The following is a 22,766-nucleotide window of genomic DNA, read 5'->3' as shown; positions in this document are numbered from 1 at the left end:
ACCCTAGGGCCTCTCTGTTTAGCCACTAGATTGAGAGAAAATACTTGCTTTATCGTGTTTAGGCTTAAACTTCAGCCCATATTTACGCTTTGGAAAAAGATGACTGGTTTTACCTTCGATCACATCGGATTGCGTAAGCTACTAATCCGATTTGCTCATATTGCTTTGTTTGCTGGGTCTACCCTGGGGTCTTTACACGCCTTGGGACAAACCTCAGTCACGGTAACTCAGGCCGCCCCAAGTCTGACTGCTCCCAAGAACGCCTTACCGATGCCAGTGAGCACTCAGAGTCTTACTGGACTCGATTTGCCACCCAATATGGTGATTGCCAAACCAGCTATTCCTCAGGCGCCGGTGTTGTCGAATATTGCCGGGGCAAAAGATGCCAATGTTACGGGGCAAGCAATGGACTTGATCACCCTGTACCAGGAGGCTGCGTTCAGTGACCCCGTCATGACGAGTGCTCGCTTTCAGTATGTTGCAAACCAAGAACAATATTGGCAAGGTTTATCACTCTTGCTACCCCAAGTAAATGCTGCCCCAGGTTGGACACGTTACTACCAACATGCTGCGAATAATTCTTCTCTCCAGACCTATCCCGGAAATGCCCGCGTCTTCGGTCAAAAGAATTACACCGTCAGCTTGACTCAGCCTTTGATCAATGTGGCCTCTTTAGAGCTATATAAGATTGGTGACCTTACAACTAAAATTGCTGATCTTCAGTTTTATCAAGCTCAACAAGATCTCATTATTCGGGTTTCTCAGGCCTATTTTGATGTCCTGACCAGTCAAGATAACGTTGTGCTCTATCAAGAAAAAATGAGCCTCATCAAGCGGCAGCTTGATCAAGCTCAGGCTAAATTTGATGCTGGTCTCGCTACCATTGTGGATGTCAATACTGCGCAAGCCAATTACGACTTAGCCAATTCTCAAGAAATTATTTCTCAAGCAGATTTAATCGTAAAGCGTGGTGTCTTAGAGCAACTCGTAGGCCACCCTGTCCCTGCTGTTAAGCCCTTAGCTAAAAATGCTCAGCTTGAGGGAGTAGCCAAAGATCCTCGTACTACCTTAAAGAATCCTGTACCGAGCCCAGCTATCGCCGATAGCGTCAATCCAAAGTTACCTGCTGGTCAAACCCTAGATGACTGGATTCATCAAGCAGAGAATGCGAACTTCAATGTTCTCGCAGGCAAACTCAATGTGAATGTAGCAGAAGCAACCTATCGAGGTTCACTTGCAGCAAACTATCCAACCCTCAATTTTGGGGCTACTGCGGGCTACAACACGAATAATGGCTCAACCTATAGTACACAACCGTCCCAAACCAACATCTATAACAATACCCTTGGGCTTACTCTAAATATTCCGATCTACTCAGGCGGCTATAACAGCTCAGTAATTCGACAAAATGCGGCTTTATTAGATAAGGCCAAATCGGACTACGACAATTTACGCCGCACTACCGCCCAAAATGTACGACAAGCATTTACAGGATTTTATGGCGGGTTGGCAAGCGTAAAAGCCTATGAGGCTGCAGAGAAGTCAGGCACTTCTGCTCTGCAATCGAGTCAACTCGGATTTGAAGTGGGCACTTTAATTAACTTGGATGTATTGGTAGCCCTTGATTCCTTAATCACCACTCGTGCGCAGCTGACCCAAGCGCGCTATTCCACACTCTTAAATGCCATCAAGCTCAAGTCGACTGCAGGCACACTTTCAGATGAAGATCTGATGGCAGTGAACGCACTGCTACGTTAATACACTAGCGCTTCAGTAGCTCAAAACTTGCAGACAATACCTCTTGAATACTTGGGGGTGATTGAATATCACCCACGTTCCGAATCTGTTTTGACCAGTACCCCTCAGTCTTCCAACGAGGGGAGTCGCAGTAGATTTCAACAGTAGGTCTATCTAAAACTGCTGCTAGATGGGTTAAGCCTGTGTCAACGCCAATCGTCAGGCTTGCGCCTTTGATCAAGGAAAATGCCTCATTAATTGAGAATGCTGGAGGAACAAGAGAGTGACTCACTTGCATCGCCAGTGTCTCGCTAATAGTTCGCTCCTCCGCATTACCCCAAGGAAAGACAATCTGATAGCCCTCTGCAGCCAAAGATTTTCCTAGTGCAACCCAATCCTCTTTAGGCCAGCGTTTCGCTGCCCTAGCCGTCGAATGAAAACACAAGATATATGGTCGATGTAAACCGAAGATTGAGCTATTCGGAATCTGCTCAACAAAGCTAGTGGGATAAAACTGGGGGCTAATCTCACTGACTACTAAGGGTATATTCATTGCAGAGCACATGACCCAACGCGAGCGATCCACCGCATGGCATTGGGTTGGCACCTGAACTGACTGGTTATAGAAAGTTCTTGCAATGGGCTCATACCCAGAAAATTCGGTAGCGTTTGCTAAGCCAGTAACTACGACGTGAGAACTTTTATTCGCTAGAGCACACACCAGGGCTGACTTCAGCAAGCCCTGAGTCTCAATCACGATATCGTAGGTCTGTGCTTGTAAATCTTTTTTAAAGAGAGAGAAAGCTTGCCAAGTTTTCAGTGAAAAGAGCGATTTTTTCCAGCCTCGCAAGCCAAAGGGAATGATTCGGTCAATGCCTCGAAAGTGCTGATTTGAAAGAAGAGGGTTAAGCAGGTTGACATAACCCTCCTCAACGACCCAATCAATCTGTGCATCGGGAAAGCGAGCGCGCAAATCCCAAACGATCGGTAAGTTGTGGAGTACGTCCCCAAGTGAAGATAACTTCACGAGTAAGATTTTTGGATTGCCCATCGGAGCATTATCCAATGGTTTTGGCTCAGCTTAAAACTTGGGGGCTACTTCCCAAGCTAAACCAGCGCTATCTTTGGCATTCATATTGGGTGAAACACCCTGTGGCAGAGGCCACTCAATGGCAATCTCAGGATCATTCCAGGCCAAACAGGCTTCGCTTTGTGGGTGGTAATAATCTGTCGTTTTATACAAAAACTCAGCAGTTTCAGAAAGTACCAAAAAGCCATGGGCTAAGCCAGCAGGAATCCACAGTTGCTTATGGTTTTCAGCACTCAGATCAAGCCCGACCCACTTGCCATAGGTAGGTGAATCTTTACGAATATCCACCACCACATCAAATACGCTACCTGCAACCACTCTGACCAATTTACCCTGAGTCTTCTCGAGTTGGTAGTGAAGACCGCGCAAGGTCCACTGCCGAGAGAATGAATGATTGTCTTGAACAAAATTGAGATTGAGGCCGGTAGCTTGGGCAAAGTCCTCTGCATTAAAGGACTCAGTAAACCAGCCACGTTCATCACCAAATATTTTGGGCTCTATCACCAATACATCATGAATTGCCGTTGGCGTTACTTGAAGTTTTCCACTGCCAGCCATTAGAGCCCTTTCTTATTCGACAAGCTCATCGGCTGAGATGAGGTATTGAGTTCATTCAGAATCTTGCTCAGGTATTGCCCATAGCTATTTTTACTGAGTTGCGCCGCCACCTTTTCAACAGCTTCTGCGGAAACCCATCCTTGTCGATAGGCAATTTCTTCAGGACAAGCCACCATCAGACCCTGACGCTTTTGCAAGGTCGCAATAAAGCCGGCTGCATCCAACAAAGAATCATGCGTCCCGGTATCCAACCAAGCAAAACCCCGCCCCATGATTTCGACACTTAATTCTTGCTTCTCTAAATAGACGCGATTGACATCGGTGATTTCTAATTCGCCGCGGGCGCTAGGCTTAATGGATGCAGCAATATCACAGACTTGATTGTCGTAAAAATAGAGTCCGGTAACTGCATAACTACTTCTGGGTTTCAAAGGCTTTTCTTCAATCGAGAGAGCCTTGTAGGTCCGATCAAACTCCACTACACCATAACGCTCAGGGTCATTGACGTGATAGGCAAATACGGTTGCACCACTATTACGCTCATCTGCACTGTCCAGCTGATCTACTAATTCATGACCATAGAAAATATTGTCGCCCAACACTAAAGCACTGGGATGTCCATTAATGAAATTCTTACCCAAGGTAAATGCTTGCGCCAATCCATCGGGTGAAGGTTGAACACAATACTCAATGTTTAAGCCCCACTGCGAGCCATCGCCTAATAGCTCAGTAAAACGGGGCGTATCGTGCGGTGTTGAAATCAATAAGATATCTCGAATCCCAGCCAACATCAGGGTGCTGAGTGGGTAATAGACCATGGGCTTGTCATACACGGGCATAAGCTGTTTAGATACCGCTTGAGTTACTGGATACAAACGCGTACCAGAACCGCCAGCCAAAATAATGCCTTTACGATTTAAGCTCATTACCTATCCTTCACAAATCCATTGAATTACTTCGCACTTAAATCCTTGACGTACTTTTTTACCATCTTGCGCCAATCGGGAAAAGCGCTAATTTGAGCTGTTTCATTATAAGAGCTTGAATCATTGGGCTTTTTATCAGCCAGGACGATGCGCAATTTTTGGGTTCCCATCCTCGAATTTTGAGGTCTTGGAGCGGGCAGTGGGTACTCAATCGCGGGAATCGGTTTGACCGCTTCTGGTTTCAGCTTCAGAATCATGCCAGCCTCGATCGCGCTATGAAGGACTTGGGTTGCCAAACCATACCAAGTTGCTTCACCTGCAGGAACCGCATGGTAAATACCCGACGGAAAGGTCTTGATCTGTGAATGCGCATCTAAAACAAGCTCTAAGCTAATACAGGCTAACCAAGCGGCGCTAGTGGGTACACCATATTGATCATTGATCACTTTGAGCTCTTCGCGCTCTTTAGCTAAGCGCAAAATCGTGCGGATGAAATTACCACCATCACCATATACCCAGCTGGTTCGCAAAATAGCGTACTGTCCTGCTGGGCTACTCTCAAATACTTTTTGAATCGCTACTTCACCGGCCCGCTTACTCTTACCGTAGACCCCCAGAGGATTGCAGACATCATCTTCGAGATAAAAGCCTAACTTACTGCCATCAAATACATAATCAGTTGAGTAATGCAGAAAGGTCGCCTTATGTTTAGCGGCATACTGAGCCATCACTTCAGGAGCGTGGGCATTGACCGCATATGCTGACTCAGTATCAGTCTCAGCCTGATCCACTGCTGTGTAAGCCGCGGCATTAATGATGAGCTGCGCTTGCGATTGCTCTAATACCTGCGTCATTGCCAATGGATCAGTCAGATCGCATTCAGCGCGACCTACACACTTCACGTCCAAGTCTTTACGTGCGCTCAGTAAGGCATGAAAAGCTTTACCCAACTGGCCGCCCGCTCCGAATACGAGAACTTTCATTCGATTATTGATATTGTTTTTGCAACCAGTCACGGTAAGAACCACTCACGACTCCTTCAACCCATACTGGATTGTTCAAATACCATTGAACTGTTTTCCGAATGCCGGTATCAAAGGTTTCCGCTGGACGCCAGCCTAGCTCACGCTCTACTTTGCTAGCATCAATGGCATAGCGACGATCATGGCCTGGACGGTCTTTGACGAAAGTAATTTGCTCAGCATAAGACTTACCATCGGCGCGAGGCTTCAGCTCATCCAGAATTTGACAGATCGTCTTCACCACTTCGATATTGGGTTTTTCGTTCCAGCCACCGATGTTATAGGTCTCACCCAACTTACCTTTAGCTAAAACCTCGCGGATTGCTGAACAATGATCTCCGACATACAACCAGTCGCGAATTTGTTGACCATCACCGTAGATAGGCAAAGGCTTACCAGCTAAGGCATTAAGAATGACCAATGGAATTAATTTTTCAGGAAAATGATAAGGGCCGTAATTATTCGAGCAATTGGTTGTCACCACCGGGAATCCGTAGGTATGAAACCATGCTCTTACTAAATGGTCTGATGCCGCTTTTGATGCTGAGTAAGGACTATTTGGCTCGTAGGGATTGGTTTCAGTAAATGCAGGATCTGTCAGTGAAAGCGAACCATAGACCTCATCGGTTGAGACATGATGAAAACGAAATTGTTCTTGAGCTTGTTCCTCTAACTTGCTCCAATATTCACGGGCACATTCCAGCAAATTAAAGGTACCCAGAATATTGGTCTGAATGAACTCCGCTGGACCATGAATCGAGCGATCAACGTGGCTCTCTGCCGCAAAATTGACAATCGCTCGAGGCTGATGCTGATTGAGTAAATGAGTGACCAACGCTTTATCACCAATATCTCCATGAATGAAAATATGACGAGGATCTTCTTTAAGAGAATCAAGAGTTGCTAAATTGCCTGCATAGGTCAATTTATCTAAATTGATAATGCTTTCAGCGCTTGGATTAGACAGCCAGTCTAAGACAAAATTACCACCAATAAAGCCCGCACCACCAGTTACTAAAATCATATAAAGCCTTAAAATACATTTATGCAATCATTATCAACGTCGAGCAACCGACCTTGCTATAAAATCTATAACCAACTGATTTAAAAGAAAAATCCTATCAATGCGCAAAATTGTTCTGTTTCGAATCAGCAGTAAAGGATACCCCAAAGTCAAGGTTGAAGGAATTAATAAGTTTGATTCTCTAGATAATCTCAGGCGCGTTTTTAAGGACTGGGAATTCATTTGCGTAGCTGACAATTGCGATGAAGCGCTCCTCGCCCGCCTAAAGCAAGATTATCAGTTTGATCAGCTCATCGAAACCCAATTAGGCAATCCAGGGTCCTTTTGGAAGTTATATGAAATCGGGCTTTCAATTGCTAAAGATGATGATATTTTGTATTTTGCGGAAGATGATTATTTACATCTCCCTGAGGCACCCCAAGCAATTGAAGAGGGATTGGCCTATTTTGATTATGTGACCCTCTACGATCACTCAGATAAATATAAGCTATCAGGAGGACCCCTGAATCCTTATGCCAAAGCAAACCGCTTTTCTGAATCTACCGAGATCGTCAAAGGACCAAGCCAAATCTGGAGAACGTCGAACTCCACCACCATGACATTTGCCGTCACAGGCAAAACCTTAAGGGCTGATAGTGATATCTGGTCTATTACCAAAACCGCAAAAAAAGATTTTGACTTCGATAACTTCTGCGTACTGACCAAACAAGCCTTGCTTCCAAAATCGCGCTTCCTTAAACAAATCCCAAGAAGACTACAGTTTCTATCAAAACCCAAACGCTACTTAGGCATTTGCATACCGGGTCTTTCACTACATCTAGAGCAAAGCTACCTTAATCCTACCGATCCCGCGCGCTTTCTTTCTGAGTTTCAATAATGGCACACAGTAATCACCACTCTGTGAAGCCTTTACTCCTCGATGCTTTCTTGTTTTATAACGAGATCGATCTTCTGAAAGCACGTTTAGAGTACTTAGGGCCATCTGTCGATTACTTCATTATTTCAGAGGCCAATATCGATTTTGCCGGAAGAAAAAAACCATTTCTACTAAGTAAAGAATTGATTGCAAGCTTCCCTTTTTCTGAAAAAATCATCTATCATCAAGAGTACATTCATCTGAACTCCTTACCCTGGCTGATTAAGAAATTACGCTATCGCAATCGTAAAAATCGACTGCTCTGGAAAATTCAAGATGCTCAACGCAATTCTACGCTGAAGCCACTTGCCTGCTTCAAATCAAGCGATATCGTAATCTTTAGCGATCTAGATGAATTTCCCAGCCCATTCGCCCTGCAAGAAGCTCGAGATTTATTAAGTCAGCCAAACGCCAGTAAAGACCTGATCGCCTACAGCTGTGATCAAACTTTTTACTATTACAACCTACATAACGCAGCTCCCCAGGATCAGTTTTATGGCTCCATTTTTGCTAATCTAGGAACTTTTAGAAAGCGGCTTCCCCATAAGCTTCGGAGCTCAAAAGATGAGCTCTTACATATTGACCATGGCGGATGGCACTTCTCTTACTTTATGGATGAAGAGAAGATACTCAATAAGATTAAAGCAGTCAGCGACGTCGAAAACTTAAGCGCTTATAAAAATCTCTCCACTGCAGAAATTAGAAATAAGATCGCTAGCAAACAGGATCTCTATGATCGCGAGAGAATTCTGAGCGATCAAGAACAGTATCAAATACCTCAAGAAGTTCTATCCGCCATTAAAAAGTATCTGCCGTATTGCGGCTAGATATTAAGTAAAGATATTTTTGATTTGCTGGCGCAGGAGCCGATTGAACATCTTGTATTGACTAGGCAAATCTAATCGTTTCTGCCAGTATTTTCCAAGCGCATCATACTCATTAAAAAATTCAACCACGCTGGGATAGCGAGGAATGTCATATTTCTGACAAAACCAACTAAAAGCTTGTGAAATTGCCTTCTCTCTTCGCGACACATCATCCTGAGAATAGATTTTTCTGCTGTCATTGTTTTGGTGTGCTCGCCAACCAATCCCTAGGCTGGGTAAATAAATCTTTCGAGCCCCCAGGATGGATGCCGCATAGATCATTAAATTGTCAGCCCAGAATGCCTTCTCTTGATAGTGCGGATAAGGGAAGATCTTTTTAAATAATTCTGATGACAGCGAAATACAGGAAGTTGGGTTACCAATCCAGCACTCCCTACTCCTTACTAAGGCAGAAGTACTGGCGAAAAAATAGACCGGCTCGTGATTGATGATTGCAGACTGTGGGGTATCAGACGATTCAGTAAATCTTTGTTGTTCACAAAAAGCGAAATCCCACTGATCCCTCCCAATAGCCTTCAGGCTAGCTTCCAAGTAGTCGTGAGGGTAAATATCATCTCCATCCAATAAAAATATCTGGGCATTGTCCGTTAGAACTGAAGCGGCCGTATTAAAGGTGGAAAATTGGCCTTCATTTTTTTTGCTAATCAAGCGCAAATTGGAATGATGTTGACCATAACTTTGAATGATCTCCAAAGAACGATCAGCTGATCCGTCATCTATCACTAGCACGTGATCAAAGGGGGTAGATTGCTGGAATACCGAGCTTAGGCAGGCATCAATAAATTTTTCATTATTGAAATTATTAATAAAACATATATTTTTTCTGGCTTGATTCACTTTGTATCAATGCTTATTGGTACGAGATGCCGCAATTGACTCAAGCTTGATAAATTCTTTAAGAATTTTTCTTAAATTTTTAGGCTTTAAAAATACTTTAGTTGGCCAAGGACGCAATAGTTTTTGAACCGGCATTGTTTTAATAATTTTCTGGCCATCCACTGGTTGAGCATAGTTATTCGGCAAGTGATGAATAAAACAACGGCCATCTATTTGATAGCTACTGAGATCATAAGGAATGACATTCCTGGTAGTAAATCCTTTGGGCACATTTAAAAAGGTGACTCCTTGTGCGGCCTTTTCTTGAATACCCCAACGACCGAAATTCGGGTTATAGGATTGACCATGTAAATGCTCAAGCATTAATTCTCTATCTAGCAAATACATGCCCTGATACAACTCTGGAAAATTGATAAAGCCGAGACGATTACTGACTTTCACCCTAGGCAATCCATATACAAAAAATGGATGTGGGCAGTCTGAGCTATACCAAGCGGAATCATGGGCTTTATTTTCAACCCGCAAGAAAGAGGGAATGAGGCCATATGGTTTCAAGCTCTCCCTTGCCTCCATCCAGTAGCCCAGATTGATGGGAGTGATGAGGGTATCGTCTTCTAGATACATAAAGTGACTAAAGGACTCGTCCGCCAACAACTCTTTAAAAACAGGAAAATGAGCCCAAGTTAGGAGCAGTGGATGCCCTAAAGTATCCGGGGTGAAGAAGCGATACTCGAATCCTTTATTACGCAACACTGCGTCGAACTGACTTAAGTCTCCTGGCTGATTGGTGTTACTAACAACAATCACGAGCACTTCAGATGCAAGTCCAGCAAATTGAATACTCATCTTTTCTAAATACTGAAGACGTTCTTCCTTGAAGTGACAGCAAATTGAAATGGCCAGCTTAGATGGGAGCACTTTATCTTCTCTGTATTCAGTAATTTATTAATGAGGTCGACTAAAGACTACGATAGTTCCACACATGCCTAAGAAAAAAATCATGGATTCAAAATACTGCTTATAGCTCATCTCAGAGGTTAGACAAAATGGTAGCAACATCACACAAATCGTCGCTGCAATCAGATTTAAGCGAGTAGGCCTCATAAGCGATAAGACAATAATTGAAAAAATGGCAAGAAAGATCAAAAACAGGCCTGGCAAGCCAAATCCTAAACCAAAATCAATCCAGCCGCTATGGGTCTGTCCTGTGTGCTCATGATAAATATTCAGGTAGTTTTGCAATCCATTGAAAGATTGGTTTACCGAACCATATCCCAATGGGTATTGGGATATTAAACGGACTCCAACAGTTGCCCAGGCAACTCTAGAGTAAGTATTGACTGCAGGCGGAAGTCCGGCAGAATTGAGTGGCAAGGGGCGGGATCCTTCCGCAAATTGCCATTGAGTATTTTTATCAATATCCATTGCAAGTTGGGTGTCTTGGAATACCGTATTCCAGCCTCGCGTTGCTAACTGCTTTTGGGCGTGCCAGACAAATCCCGATGAGATTAAGATAAACACCACAATCACTATGCCAAGAATTTTGGTATTTTTGCCCTTGGTGTAAAAAAAGGAATGAAAAAATATCACTACTACCAATAGTATGCACAGAAGCATAGCAATCAGCACGCCATTCTTGGTATTTGATAAAGTGGCAGAAAGCAACACCAGCAATAGTCCCAATGCATATACAAAAATTTGCTGATATCTTTTTGCTTCATTAGCATGAATAACAAAGTAAATAATACTAGCTACTGCGACCGATGCGGCAACTCCGCCAAAATAGGCAGTCTCAATCTTCGCAAAGAAAAAACGTACAAATTGTTCGGGGCCAATAAAAGCACCTACTGAATAGCAATCGTATAAATACGCAATCAGATTAATCGCAGGAACAGAAAAAATTCCCAGATAGAAATACTTACGGAGACTCTCAAATTGGCTTAAGGTAATGCCAAAACCGATCGCCATAATGAATCCGGCCACGGTCCGCATCCAAAGGCCTTTAATTTCACTCAGTTCAAGGCTGGGATTTAAGGAAACGAAACAGTAGTGCACCAAGACCCAAATAAATAAGCCCAAAATGGCATACAGCGGAATGAGTCGAGGATTGAGTCGATTGAATATCGGCCAATGCCCTTGAATTAAAAATAAGCCTGCAATAGCGCCTACCCCAAGCAGGGCATGTCTCAAGGCAATCGTATTCGGCAATACCCAAATAAACATTAAAGCAAATACGCTCAAGGCCGACAGACTAGCCCAATTTCTTTGAGTCAAATAGATCTTCTGCATATTTTTATCCTAATGGGTCAGCATCCTAAACTTGGCTTTGAAAAAACATTTTCTCATTTTCCACCGGAAAGGAATATTTTCGATGATTTGCTTTGCAAGCATCATTCGATTTTGTTCAAGGAGATATGTAACTAGATCATATGTATCCAAGCCTCCTAGGTAGGAAGTCGGGAGCATTGCTAAGAATTGTTTCAGAGACACATCATCCAGTACGCGCGCAAAGTTAAAGAAGCCATGAAAACCAAAAGCCTCATGCCAGTGGGTCCGCTCTACTGCAAACTGTTCTGCAATCTCTTTAGGAGCAATTTGGATTCCATGCCTTTTGAGAAATTCTTGGTTATCGGCGGCGATGCAATAGTCTTCTGGATGTTTAGGAACAAAGCCTGGGAGTTTTATTGCTTGCAGTAACCTCTTTGATCTCAATGAAAATCCGCCATTACCTACCGGGGTCTGTGGATGATGGGGCCACACTGGTCCAATGTAGTCATATTGCAGAAACTCCTCCCGCCACAGATCTGGGTGAATAATAAAACTATCCCACTGAATCACTAAAGCGTGACTGGTCTGTACATGAGGTTCAATTCCCTGTAGCAGAAAAAGAGAATAGTCTTTCGTATTGTTAATCACTGGAGCCTGAACATACTCAATGCCAGGCTGCCTAGTGTCAATGCGCTCAAGATCGGTAAATAAAATAACTTTAGCAAATTGAACACCTTGCAAGCAGCGCTCTATTGCCCACTCTGCAAGCTTGGGGTCTCGGGTTTCAACGCAAAGCAGAGTGACAGAGGATAAATTGAGCATTACCAGCTTTTCTACTGGACTATCAAACCAGACAGAAGCTTTATCTTGAACCAAGCTTTTTTAATAAGCCGTTTGATTGAGCGCCAGAGTCTTGATGGAACACTTTTATTAGAAGGACCAAAGTCTCCCCAGCTCTCCCAATTGGATTGGTAAACCACACCCAAATAATCATAGGCTAATACTTTTTCTTTGTACCCTAAGATCTGATCCGCCCACAATTGATGCTCATAGTGATAATGCTTGAACAGCTGCTCACGAGGAAAAATGGGGATTGCCCTATAGTGAATTAAGGATTCACCGTACCAAGTAAATTCTGAGCCACAGAGCAAGACGGCATCTAAGAAATTCATACCATTTGGTGTCAAATAATTGATATCAAGAGATTCCCAAACCTTTCTGCTCCATAAAAAGGGGGCATATCCAAAGTCATATGTGACGCCAGTGCGGCCCAGCGCCTGCTTAATTGGCTCACGATCAGCTAAGAAGTGTTGACGAATTTTCTTGGGGCCAAAGCGCTCAGCAGCCTGAAGAACATCACGTCCTTCATGAATCACAGAATAAGGTGTATTACCAAGCGCAATAAAATCGATTTCGTCAAAGTCTCTAATAAAAATACAGTCTGAGTCTAAGACCAAATAATTCTCTGAAATTCCCAAACGCCAAAACTCAGACTTAATGACTTGCTGACGCAATCCACCTCGAATGGAATATAGCTTTTGAGCATCCAGTTTAGGGTTTGCCTTAAAGATATCTTTTTCATCAAAAATGAGAACATTGAATCCAGCTAAATGGGTCTTAAATAGATCGACATCTTCAGCAGGCACTGAAATATAAAAAGGGATGTGCGCTTTATTGTGCTTACGAACACTTTCGGCCAGCTTGACTGTTCTTTTTAAATCTTTGCGGAAGGTGCAGCAGTAGAGAACAAGATTGAACATGGTCAGCAGCTTATTTTTGATGATTCAGTATTCTAACAACTGCCTGATCAACACCGATCGGCTGCCACTGTGGCTCTATTAAAGCCTGATTTTTCCAGTCTAGCCAGATTTTCTCTAAAGTTGCTGCAATTCCCGAATCATCTCCCACTTGGCTGATATAGGCGCCACGTTCATTAAGCATAGTATCAAGCTGAGGATTGTGATGGGTAATACCCCAAATCGGCCTTCCTGTCCAAAGATACTCATAGAACTTCGAGGGAATGTATTCTGCGCACCATTCATCATTTCCATGCAAAAGAATCAGAACATCTGCTTCCTGCATTTGTTCAACTACGCGCTCACGCCCAGACTTACCGGTTTGAGGATCTCTCTCAAGGCGGCCATGAGCAATCAGAATATCTTGATAGCTTCCTTTCTGAATCGCCTCCTGGCTGAGTGAATCTAGAGCTGCTCCGTAGGCATGAATGCGAATATCATTGCGCGCCTCAGGATATTTTTTCAACAAAGTATCCAAGGCCGTCAAGATGATAGATAGTGAACGATCGCTTGCCAAAGATCCAGAGTGGGACAGATTGAGTTTATTGGAATAAACGTGCGGCTTTGTGGCACTTAAACCCCCGGGTGGCTCGGCTCCAGGCAAGACTACAAAACCATGCGCATGTCCTGCTGTATTCAAGGCGGGATTGCGCTGCTTAGCGAAATGTAAAGCGCCTTCAGTAAACCACCAAACCTCATCTGCATATCCAATAATCTGCTGCTCTAGATATTGCCTAAATCGTGCATCCCGATTCTTGGGTATCGCAGTGCCAATATCTTCAGGACTGCTGCGAATAACCATCGGATCATGAATCTCTGCCAACCATTTCACCCCAGTTGCTTTCTTAAGCCATAAGGCAGCAAGGTGTGCAGACCATGCGCCGCCGGTGCTGTAGACCAAATCGATCTGGCCTGCTCTGATGAATTTGAGTCCATGTAAAAAAGCGGGCATCGCCCATGACCACTGGCTCGAGTAACCCAAGAACAATTTTTCTAAGGCAATCAAGGGCGACAGGCAGATGGAGATCGCGCCGGTAATCACTTTATATGCAATACCTCGCCCATATTGATTTGCAAACCAATGGCGGAAGTCAAAGCGAAAAGCAGATGGTCCCCAAGCCAGAAATTGTCGATGCGGAAAGCGTTGATCCTGAATACCAGTAATTGCACTGAAAACGATTGGCTGGATACCCGCCTCTAAAAGATAAGGCATTTTGTCAGTAATGGTTTGACTCGCAGCGCGGCCATCCATATTGAAGCCATGCGACAAAATGAGCCAGCGCTGATCTGCAGACATGATTAGGCTAGCTTTACTAAATACAGGTTTAGTTACCAGCCACAATCGACATCACTGCCATCCGCACTGCGATGCCAAAAGTAACTTGATTCAGAATCACCGATTGAGGTCCATCAGCAACGGCAGAATCAATCTCCACCCCACGATTCATGGGGCCAGGATGCATCACAATCGCATCCGGTTTTGCAAGGGCTAATCTAGTAGGCGTTAAACCATACTGCTTAAAGAAGGCATCGCCCTCAGGCACTTGGCCTACTTCCATGCGCTCCTTCTGGATGCGCAAAGTCATTACAACATCAACACCCTTCAAACCCTCTTCCATATTGTGGAAAACTTTCACACCCAACATATCCAAATCTTTTGGCAACAGACTTTCAGGGCCGATCACGTGGATATCTTCACAACCCAATGTTCTTAAAGCAAAGATATTGGATTTAGCCACACGGCTATGCACGATGTCTCCAATGATGGCAACCTTCAAGCCTTTAAATTCTTTCTTAAAGTGGCGCATCGTATACATGTCCAACAAACCCTGAGTAGGATGTTGATGGCTGCCATCACCCGCATTGACTACATGCACATGATCTGGCACATGTTGAGCGATCTCAATTGGGGCTTTAGAAACACTATGGCGCACTACAAATATATCAGCCTGCATTGCGACCAAGTTATCAATCGTATCCAATAGACTCTCACCCTTTGCAGTTGATGAGGTCGAGATATCGAGATTGATGACATCTGCGGATAAACGGTTGGCAGCAATCTCAAAAGTGGTGCGAGTGCGAGTCGAGTTTTCAAAGAAGAGATTAAATACACTCTTACCACGCAGCAAAGGAACCTTCTTGACTTCTCTAGCTGGATCAGTAACGCTCACAAATTGTTTTGCGGTATCCAGGATGTAAATAATCTGCTCTTTTGGCATTCCCTCAAGAGTTAAGAGATGTCTTAAATTGCCTTCGGCATTCAATTGATTCACGGTTTTACTTGCTTCGCTCATCAAGCACGCTCCTCAATTTGAAAACGAAATTGTCCTGATGGATTTTTATCTAAGACCAAAATTTGGTGATCCGGAATACTCACTGCTTCGCCAACAAAATCTGCCATCACTGGTAGCTCACGCTTACCTCGATCAGCTAAAACCATCAGCTCAACACTAGCAGGTCGGCCAAAATCAAATAATTCGTTGAGCGCAGCACGCACGGTTCTACCAGTCAACAAGACATCATCTAGCAAAATAATATGGGCGCCCGCTACTTCAAATGGCAGATCAGTAGGCATTGTGCTGGCAGTGCGTAATGCAGTCATCCCCTTCTCTGCGTAGTCATCGCGATGAAAGGCGACATTAATCACGCCGTAGTGTGGCAAAGCCAAATCCCGTGCTAAGCGCTCTGCGATCCAAGCGCCACCCATGGCTAATCCGGCTAGTTCATAGGGGGCTTTACGCTCACGCAAATGCTTGAGTAGCTTGGCATATAAGTCTTCAGCATTCGTCATATTCAATTTCCGTTTAAGGGGTGCTCTGCAAAATACTGCTCCAGGAGCAATGCTGCAGAGTGCGCATCCAAATTGTCCCGCATCTGGGAATCGCCCTCTAAAACTACCGAGCTATAGCGCTCATCGACCCATTCCACAGGCAATTTGAACCGGCCGGCAAGCTGATTGCCAAAACGCTGGGCTTTACTCGTCATTTCATGTGCGGCTCCATCGGGGTGGGTTGGTAGCCCGACCACCAAGAGATTGGGAGTCCATTCTTTTAATAAAGCATCAATGGCGGCAAAACGCGCATCATCACGATCTTTGGCAATAACCGCCAATGCTTGCGTAGTGCAACTCAATGTATTTCCGATCGCAACCCCAATTCTGCGGGTGCCATAGTCAAATCCCATTACAGTAAGGGGACTAGGCATGACCAGCCTCACCTGAGAGATGTGAGATATCAAAACCCAGATGCCCCATGGTTCTCTCGTAGCGCTGACTCGATGGCGTGTCAAAAATGATGTCGCTGATTTGAGCTTGAGATACGGGGACATTCATCCAGCCATTCAAAGTGATCTCTTCTTCAAGTTGACCTGCGCTCCAGCCAGCATAACCTAAGGTCATCAAGAATCGCTTAGGCCCATTACCGATTGCAACATCTTCTAAAACATCTTTAGAGGTAGTCATGGTCAAGCCGCCCGGCACCACCAAAGAAGAACGGTAAGCTGATTCAGGCACAGTTTCATGCAATACAAAGCCTCGCTCGACCTGAACCGGCCCACCAAAGTAAACAGGCTGCTCTAGCAGGGGGGTAATTTCAAGTTTGAGCTCTATTCTGTCAAACAGACTGGCTAAATCAACTTCAGTGGGTCGATTAATCACCAAACCCATCGCGCCCCGTTCGGTGTGGTCAAAAAGATAAATGACGGAACCAGCAAAATTGGCATCCAGCATGCCCGGCATTGCGATTAAGAACTGATTCGCTAAGTGGTCTGCAGAATAGGAAATCGGAGACGCTGGGTCTGAAGCTGGGGTAGCTTTATTGGCCGAAGTCATATGGGGCCATTTTACAGAATATCAGCCCTGTTTCAGCGCTTTTTACCAATAAGCCCTAAGATACTCCCTATGCAAAAAGCTCTTGTATGGCTCCGCCGCGACCTTCGCCTGTATGACAATGCAGCCCTCCATCACGCCCTGAAGAACAGCCAACAGGTTTGGGTAGCTTTTATCTTTGATCAGACCATTCTTTCCCCGCTCCTAAAGCAGGGCTTAAATGAGCAAGGCCTCAAAGCAGACCGTCGGGTGGATTTCATATGGCACGGTATAGAGCAACTGGATCAAGAACTGCGCAAACAAGGCGGTGGACTCATCGTTCAATTTAATAAGCCTAGTGAAAGCATTCCCGAAATTGCCAAAGCGCTTGGGGTTGAAACCGTTTTTACTAACCATGATTACGAGCCAACGGCCATTGCGCGCGATGAACAAATTCAATCCTCTCTCACAAAATCAGGTATTGCCTTTGAGAGCTTCAAAGATCAGGTGATCTTTGAGAAAAAAGAAATCCTCACCAATTCCAATACGGTTTTTTCAGTCTTTACTCCATACAAAAATAACTGGCTGAAAACTTTGCAAGCAAAAGATCTGGCGCCCTATGACTGCGTTGCTAAGAAAGGTCAGTTTGCTTCAATCCCCGCCAAGCTTGACCGAGGGATTCCTTCTTTGAAGTCGATGGGCTTTACTCAAACCGGAATCGAGACATACTTACCCCCCGGAGCAGTAGGTGGGGAACATTTTTTAAAAGATTTTTTACATCGCATTGATCAATATCAGATGGGTCGAGATTTTCCAGCGATCAAAGGTGTCAGCTATCTCTCAACACATCTTCGCTTTGGCATGCTCTCGATTCGGGGCTTGGTTAGAGAAGCCCATCGTCGTATGTTGGCAGGGAGCATGGGTGCAACCATTTGGTTAAGTGAGCTTATCTGGCGTGATTTTTATTTCATGATTTTGGCTAATCACCCTCGTCTTGCGAGTGGAGAAGCTTTCAAGCCCGACTATGACAAGATTGATTGGGAAAGTGGTGCTACTGCTAAGAAACTCTTTACGGCTTGGTGCGAGGGTAAAACAGGCTATCCCTTAGTGGACGCAGCAATGCATCAACTCAATCAAAGTGGCTACATGCATAATCGTCTGCGCATGGTTGTAGCAAGTTTTCTGACTAAGGATCTTGGCATTGACTGGCGCTGGGGCGAAGCTTATTTTGCTGAGCACCTTAATGACTTTGAGTTTTCGTCCAACAATGGTGGCTGGCAGTGGGCCTCCTCTTCAGGTTGTGATGCGCAGCCCTACTTCAGAATCTTCAACCCGATTACGCAATCTGAGAAGTTTGATGCCGAGGGTAAATTCATTCGACGCTATCTGCCTCAGCTCGAGAAACTCTCCAATAAATCGATTCATGCTCCCTGGCTAGCAGGTCATATTGAACTTGAGGCTGCGGGACTGCTGTTAGGGCGTGACTACCCCATGCCGATTGTCGATCATGATGAGGCTCGTAAAAAGACTCTGGTTCGCTATAACGTTGTTAAAAAGGCGGCATAGTGCCTGATGATTTTTTGATTCCGCTTTAGAATTTGGCATGAGCAAAATCTTTGCGGTGGGCGACGTCCAGGGATGCACCCCTTCTCTCAAAAAGTTGGTTAGCAAGCTGCCTGAAAAATCAAAAATGATTTTCTTAGGAGACTTGGTAAATCGTGGTCCCGATTCTTTGGGAAGCTTGCGTCTGCTTAAACGGCTTCAAGAGAAGGGTCGGGTCGAATGCATTCTCGGCAATCATGATCTTCATCTCTTGGCAATTGATGCTGGACTTCGCAAACCCCGTGGTCTAGATACCGTAGACAAAATTCTCACGGCGCCTGATCGTAAAGAATTGATTCATTGGTTACGAAATCGCCCCTTAGCGCTCAATAAAGGCAAGTTCTTAGCAGTACACGCTGGTGTGCTGCCTCAATGGACCATCGATCAGACGATTGAATATGCCCAAGAAGTAGAAAAAGCGCTGCGCAAAAAAACGTATAAAGATTTCTTGGCCAATATGTATGGCAACACTCCTACAAAGTGGAGCAATTCACTCAGTGGGTATGAGCGCCTGCGTGTCATCACGAACGCCTTAACTCGCTTACGCTTCTGTACCTCAACAGGTCGCATGGAATTTGTCAGCAAAGAAGGCTTAAAGGCTGGCCCTAAAGGCTATATGCCTTGGTTTATGGTCCCCAATCGAAAAACCAAGGATGCCTTAATCTACTTTGGGCATTGGTCCACACTCGGACTGCTCAAGCGTGGCAATGTCATTGGTTTGGATACGGGCTGTGTGTGGGGTGGAAAACTCAGCGCTCTAGAAATTCCGGAATCTGGCACAAGTTCACGAAAACTCCAACTCGTTCAAGTGGCTGGCTACGATCACCCACTAAGGATGTAAACATCGCAGCATTGCTACTTACTGAATCTTCTGAAAAGATTTTTCTGCCGCTTGAATAATTTGATCCACAACCGCATTGTCGTGCGTAATCGAAGTAAAACCTGCCTCATAGGCTGAAGGCGCCAAGTACACACCTTCATCGAGCATCGCATGAAAAAATAGCTTGAATGCTTCAATATTTGATTGAGTGACTTCAGCAAATGAAGTTGGTACTGTTGGTGTGAAGTAAAAACCAAACATACCGCCTACGCTATCGACTGCAAAAGGGACTCCTGCTTGATCAGCGGCCTTCTTTAATCCCAACATCAGTTTTTCTGTCTGCCCAGCAAGGCACCCATAAAAGCCCTCTCTTGCCACAATCTCTAAGGTTTTTAATCCTGCTGCCACTGCAACTGGATTACCAGACAATGTGCCGGCTTGGTATACAGTCCCGAGTGGCGCAAGCTTTGACATGATCTCCTGCTTGCCACCAAAGGCCGCCATCGGCATGCCACCACCCATCACCTTACCCAAGCAGGTGAGGTCAGGAGTGATGCCTTGTAGTGACTGGGCTCCGCCTAATGCCACACGAAATCCGGTCATCACTTCATCGTAAATCAGCACAGCGCCATGCTTGGTGGTGAGATTTCTGATCGCAGCTAAAAACTCTGGTTTAGCTTTAATCAAATTCATATTGCCGGCAATGGGCTCCAGAATCACTGCAGCAATTTGATCACCCTGCTTCTGAAAGACGGCCTCTATGGCAGACGTATCGTTATAAGGCAGGACTAATGTGTGTTTGACGACATCTTGTGGGACACCTCCTGAAGAGGGGGCATTTTGAGTAGAGTCAGCAAATGTAAGTAAACCAGAACCTGCTTTAACCAATAAGCTATCGGCATGGCCGTGATAACAACCCTCAAACTTCACAATCAAATCCCGTCCGGTATATCCGCGCGCCAATCGCAAGGCACTCATCGTTGCTTCGGTGCCGCTTGATACCATGCGGATCTGCTCGATACTGGGCATCAAGCTGCAGATGCGTTCGGCTAATTCAATCTCGCCTTCCGTAGGAGCACCAAAGCTAAAACTGCTGGTTGCTGCTTTTTGAACTGCCTCCACAATTTCAGGATGGGCATGTCCTGCAATCATCGGGCCCCAGGACATAATGAGATCGATATAGCGTTTGTTGTCTACATCCCAAAAATAAGGGCCATTGGCCTTACTAACAAAACGCGGCACTCCACCTACCTGTCGAAATGCCCTTACAGGCGAGTTGACGCCTCCTGGAATGACTTTTTGCGCACGCTCAAATAAAACCTCGTTTTGTCCCACGATCTATTCCTGTCGCAGACTTAAATAGCCATCATTTCAAAATCTTCTTTACGCGCTCCGCACTCAGGGCAAGTCCAGTTCATTGGCACATCTTTCCATAGCGTGCCAGGGGCAATACCTTCTTCTGGACATCCCACTGCTTCGTCATAAACCCAGCCGCAAATAAGGCACATATAGGTCTTAAATTCCATTACTCACTCCATTTTTTATTTGATTTAGCTTAATTATTCACTATTGCCAACAAATCGGCTCACTACGCAACTGAGTCTCTTTTAGCGTGCATCTCAAATTTAAAGAGACGGCATTCTAGAGGACCATTAAATAAGGGGGTGCGCTTAGACTCTTTGATTCTGAGTTGGCCTGGTAAAGCCATATCGGCTGTGAGAACAAAAACGCTCCAACCTCCAAAAGCATCCTTTAAATGCTGACCAAATTGGCGCAAGAACTCCACAAACTGAGGATCCCGCTCCTCTTCCGCTTGTAAACGTTTTAAGGATTCACGACTTGAGCGCTTAGCGATTTGTCGACCCGTTTCTAAATTCTGACTGAAGCGATCCTCTGGCTCTGCTGATTGCTCGTCTGCAGCAGATCGTCCCCTACCACCTTTAATCACCAGACGCTCGCCATAGGGTGGGTTCAGCAACATGATGGGGTTTTGAGCAGCTGCAGGCGGCTTGCTCGCCATCGCATCAATTTGACGAACAACGGGCATATCTGGCAGTTGAGCCCGTTGCCAATTACCTTTAAACATCGCGACCAGTTTTTCATTAATATCGCTACCACTGATTTGCAAAGACTCTGCAGTAGGAAATTGTTTGCGCTTCACCAGCATTTCAGCTTTCGACGACTCTTTGAGTGCAGTCCACTTCTTGACTTCAGCATCCACTTGAAATGGCTTGAGGCGCTCAAAACCAAAGCCATGCTCTGAAGTGACCAGCGGTCGATAAGCCAGCTTGCTGGGTTTGGCGCCCTCTCCATATAAACCAGCCCGAATGCCTCCGGGAGGAATGGCTAAGGCCATTTGCGCAGCTTCAATCAGGAAAGTACCACTGCCGCACATCGGATCAAATAAAGTTTGTGAGGGCTGCCATCCCGTAATGGACAAAATACCTGCCGCTAAATTCTCCTTCAGCGGTGCATCACCTTTTTCATCACGCCAGCCTCTCTTAAACAAGGCTTCACCAGAAGTATCAAGGTAAATTGTCATCTGGTTTGCAGTCAAATGAACCTGCACGCGCACATCTGGAAAGGCAGTATCAATACTAGGACGATCACCTGATACCTCGCGCAATCGATCAACAATCGCATCTTTCACTTTGAGTGTCGCAAAATTGAGACTCTTGAGCGGTGAACGATGGGCAGTCACATCAACCCGCAAGGTTTGCTGTGGCGTAAACCAATCTTCCCAAGCCAAGCCATGCGTAAGGCGGTATAAGTCCTCTTCCAGCCGATAAGGAGCCTCAGCAAGCTGTAGAAGCACCCGACTGGCAATTCGAGAGTGGAGATTTAAAGCCATTGCGGCAGAGATCGGGCCTGCCAAACCCACTCCGCCCGTTGGGCTGGTGGGTGTTGGATCAATGACCCAACTGCCTAACGCTTTTGCATCTGGGCGCGCGGCAATCGCTGCCAACTCTTGCGCAAGTGGGGCTTCTAAGCCTCCAGGACAAACAACAAAAAATCTCATGAGGCTGGCGATCTATAAAGTGATTACGGTTTGATCACTGCCAATGCAGTGATGATAAGCAGGAGAAGGACTGGCACTTCATTAAACCAGCGATACCAAATGCCTGAGCGAGCGTTACGTCCCTGACGAAATTTTTGCAATAGACTCCAGCAAGCATGGTGGTAGCCAATCACCAGAATCACAAAGAATAATTTGGCATGCAACCAGGCATCGCCTATCCCAATTCCAAAATATAACCATAGCAATAAACCGCATAAAAGTGCCGGAATCGCCAGGATAGTCATAAAACGAAACAGGCGCTCTGCCATCCCTAAAAGACGTGCATAGGCTTCAGTATTTTTTTCTTCAGCCAAGTTGACATAAATACGAGGCAAATAAAACAGCCCAGCAAACCAGGAAGCAATCAAAACGATATGGATCGTCTTAGTCCAGAGATACCCGTTACCCATGCTTAACCTT

At 45.2% G+C, this 22,766-nt stretch carries 24 protein-coding genes; 5 read left to right on the top strand and 19 right to left on the bottom strand.

All coding sequences use genetic code 11. The annotated features are described in order from the left end of the window. Window positions 1–99: 99 nt before the first annotated feature. Window positions 100–1,758, top strand: a complete 1,659-nt coding sequence (locus AOC06_RS01345; protein ID WP_215345179.1) for a TolC family protein — start codon at window positions 100–102, stop codon at window positions 1,756–1,758. A 4-nt stretch (window positions 1,759–1,762) separates the two neighbouring features. Here the strand turns inward: AOC06_RS01345 and waaC are convergent, their stop codons facing one another. The 5 genes from waaC to rfbB are packed head-to-tail and all read right to left on the bottom strand — an operon-like array spanning window position 1,763 to window position 6,357. Continuing rightward, complete coding sequence (gene waaC / locus AOC06_RS01340; RefSeq protein WP_215380625.1) at window positions 1,763–2,788, bottom strand: lipopolysaccharide heptosyltransferase I; 1,026 nt, start codon at window positions 2,786–2,788, stop codon at window positions 1,763–1,765. A 30-nt stretch (window positions 2,789–2,818) separates the two neighbouring features. Further along, window positions 2,819–3,385, bottom strand: coding sequence for a dTDP-4-dehydrorhamnose 3,5-epimerase (gene rfbC, locus AOC06_RS01335; protein WP_215380622.1), 567 nt, complete (start codon window positions 3,383–3,385; stop codon window positions 2,819–2,821). Next, on the bottom strand, window positions 3,385–4,311 hold the full coding sequence (rfbA, locus tag AOC06_RS01330) for a glucose-1-phosphate thymidylyltransferase RfbA (RefSeq protein WP_215380619.1): 927 nt from the start codon (window positions 4,309–4,311) through the stop codon (window positions 3,385–3,387). The genes rfbC and rfbA overlap by 1 nt, the downstream gene beginning before the upstream one ends. Before the next feature lie 26 nt (window positions 4,312–4,337). After that, window positions 4,338–5,294, bottom strand: coding sequence for a dTDP-4-dehydrorhamnose reductase (rfbD, locus tag AOC06_RS01325; RefSeq protein ID WP_215380618.1), 957 nt, complete (start codon window positions 5,292–5,294; stop codon window positions 4,338–4,340). Between the two features lie 4 nt (window positions 5,295–5,298). Continuing rightward, window positions 5,299–6,357, bottom strand: a complete 1,059-nt coding sequence (rfbB, locus tag AOC06_RS01320) for a dTDP-glucose 4,6-dehydratase (RefSeq protein WP_215370644.1) — start codon at window positions 6,355–6,357, stop codon at window positions 5,299–5,301. Between the two features lie 100 nt (window positions 6,358–6,457). On the opposite strand from rfbB, the gene AOC06_RS01315 reads away from it, so the two are divergent. Then, a complete protein-coding gene (locus AOC06_RS01315; RefSeq protein WP_215370641.1) occupies window positions 6,458–7,234 on the top strand; it encodes a hypothetical protein in 777 nt (258 codons plus the stop codon). Further along, window positions 7,234–8,100, top strand: a complete 867-nt coding sequence (locus AOC06_RS01310; RefSeq protein ID WP_215380616.1) for a glycosyltransferase family 17 protein — start codon at window positions 7,234–7,236, stop codon at window positions 8,098–8,100. The genes AOC06_RS01315 and AOC06_RS01310 overlap by 1 nt, the downstream gene beginning before the upstream one ends. A gap of 3 nt (window positions 8,101–8,103) precedes the next feature. Here the strand turns inward: AOC06_RS01310 and AOC06_RS01305 are convergent, their stop codons facing one another. From AOC06_RS01305 to AOC06_RS01260, 10 genes are read right to left on the bottom strand one after another with little or no spacing between them, the layout of a single operon-like run. After that, on the bottom strand, window positions 8,104–8,997 hold the full coding sequence (locus tag AOC06_RS01305; protein ID WP_215380614.1) for a glycosyltransferase family 2 protein: 894 nt from the start codon (window positions 8,995–8,997) through the stop codon (window positions 8,104–8,106). A 6-nt stretch (window positions 8,998–9,003) separates the two neighbouring features. Next, window positions 9,004–9,915: a hypothetical protein gene (locus AOC06_RS01300; RefSeq protein ID WP_215313898.1), complete on the bottom strand. Its 912-nt coding sequence runs from the start codon at window positions 9,913–9,915 to the stop codon at window positions 9,004–9,006. Window positions 9,916–9,942: 27 nt separating this feature from the next. Further along, window positions 9,943–11,286: an O-antigen ligase family protein gene (locus AOC06_RS01295; protein ID WP_215380612.1), complete on the bottom strand. Its 1,344-nt coding sequence runs from the start codon at window positions 11,284–11,286 to the stop codon at window positions 9,943–9,945. A gap of 9 nt (window positions 11,287–11,295) precedes the next feature. After that, on the bottom strand, window positions 11,296–12,087 hold the full coding sequence (locus tag AOC06_RS01290) for a DUF5672 family protein (protein ID WP_215380610.1): 792 nt from the start codon (window positions 12,085–12,087) through the stop codon (window positions 11,296–11,298). Between the two features lie 11 nt (window positions 12,088–12,098). Continuing rightward, a complete protein-coding gene (locus AOC06_RS01285; RefSeq protein WP_215380607.1) occupies window positions 12,099–13,025 on the bottom strand; it encodes a DUF6492 family protein in 927 nt (308 codons plus the stop codon). 10 nt (window positions 13,026–13,035) lie between these two features. After that, a complete protein-coding gene (locus AOC06_RS01280; protein ID WP_215380604.1) occupies window positions 13,036–14,358 on the bottom strand; it encodes a glycosyltransferase family protein in 1,323 nt (440 codons plus the stop codon). 28 nt (window positions 14,359–14,386) lie between these two features. Continuing rightward, window positions 14,387–15,355, bottom strand: a complete 969-nt coding sequence (locus tag AOC06_RS01275) for an aspartate carbamoyltransferase catalytic subunit (RefSeq protein WP_215345168.1) — start codon at window positions 15,353–15,355, stop codon at window positions 14,387–14,389. Then, on the bottom strand, window positions 15,355–15,858 hold the full coding sequence (gene pyrR / locus AOC06_RS01270) for a bifunctional pyr operon transcriptional regulator/uracil phosphoribosyltransferase PyrR (protein WP_215334857.1): 504 nt from the start codon (window positions 15,856–15,858) through the stop codon (window positions 15,355–15,357). The genes AOC06_RS01275 and pyrR overlap by 1 nt, the downstream gene beginning before the upstream one ends. After that, a complete protein-coding gene (ruvX, locus tag AOC06_RS01265; RefSeq protein ID WP_215380602.1) occupies window positions 15,855–16,265 on the bottom strand; it encodes a Holliday junction resolvase RuvX in 411 nt (136 codons plus the stop codon). The genes pyrR and ruvX overlap by 4 nt, the downstream gene beginning before the upstream one ends. Further along, entirely contained in the window at window positions 16,258–16,842 is a 585-nt protein-coding gene (locus tag AOC06_RS01260) for a YqgE/AlgH family protein (RefSeq protein ID WP_215381660.1), read from the bottom strand. The genes ruvX and AOC06_RS01260 overlap by 8 nt, the downstream gene beginning before the upstream one ends. A gap of 117 nt (window positions 16,843–16,959) precedes the next feature. Between AOC06_RS01260 and AOC06_RS01255 the strand changes: the two genes are divergently transcribed. Then, on the top strand, window positions 16,960–18,432 hold the full coding sequence (locus tag AOC06_RS01255; RefSeq protein WP_215380601.1) for a cryptochrome/photolyase family protein: 1,473 nt from the start codon (window positions 16,960–16,962) through the stop codon (window positions 18,430–18,432). Between the two features lie 37 nt (window positions 18,433–18,469). Next, a complete protein-coding gene (locus AOC06_RS01250) occupies window positions 18,470–19,309 on the top strand; it encodes a symmetrical bis(5'-nucleosyl)-tetraphosphatase (RefSeq protein ID WP_215380599.1) in 840 nt (279 codons plus the stop codon). Between the two features lie 18 nt (window positions 19,310–19,327). Here the strand turns inward: AOC06_RS01250 and hemL are convergent, their stop codons facing one another. The 4 genes from hemL to AOC06_RS01230 all read right to left on the bottom strand — a co-directional run bounded on the left by hemL (window position 19,328) and on the right by AOC06_RS01230 (window position 22,756). Beyond that, on the bottom strand, window positions 19,328–20,623 hold the full coding sequence (hemL, locus tag AOC06_RS01245) for a glutamate-1-semialdehyde 2,1-aminomutase (protein WP_215380597.1): 1,296 nt from the start codon (window positions 20,621–20,623) through the stop codon (window positions 19,328–19,330). A gap of 20 nt (window positions 20,624–20,643) precedes the next feature. Beyond that, the gene (locus AOC06_RS01240) at window positions 20,644–20,814 is read right to left on the bottom strand and encodes a rubredoxin (protein WP_215380595.1); all 171 of its coding nucleotides are present in this window, start codon (window positions 20,812–20,814) and stop codon (window positions 20,644–20,646) included. Window positions 20,815–20,876: 62 nt separating this feature from the next. Further along, window positions 20,877–22,307 carry a THUMP domain-containing class I SAM-dependent RNA methyltransferase gene (locus AOC06_RS01235; protein ID WP_215380593.1) on the bottom strand — a complete coding sequence of 477 codons (1,431 nt, stop codon included), beginning with the start codon at window positions 22,305–22,307 and terminating at the stop codon, window positions 20,877–20,879. A 23-nt stretch (window positions 22,308–22,330) separates the two neighbouring features. Continuing rightward, a complete protein-coding gene (locus tag AOC06_RS01230; RefSeq protein ID WP_215380590.1) occupies window positions 22,331–22,756 on the bottom strand; it encodes a CopD family protein in 426 nt (141 codons plus the stop codon). Window positions 22,757–22,766: the final 10 nt, after the last annotated feature.

It is taken from the genome of Polynucleobacter paludilacus (assembly GCF_018687595.1).
Classification (GTDB): Bacteria; Pseudomonadota; Gammaproteobacteria; order Burkholderiales; family Burkholderiaceae; genus Polynucleobacter; species Polynucleobacter paludilacus.
Note: the sequence above shows the minus strand (reverse complement) of the source record. Positions and strands in the feature narration are given on the sequence as shown.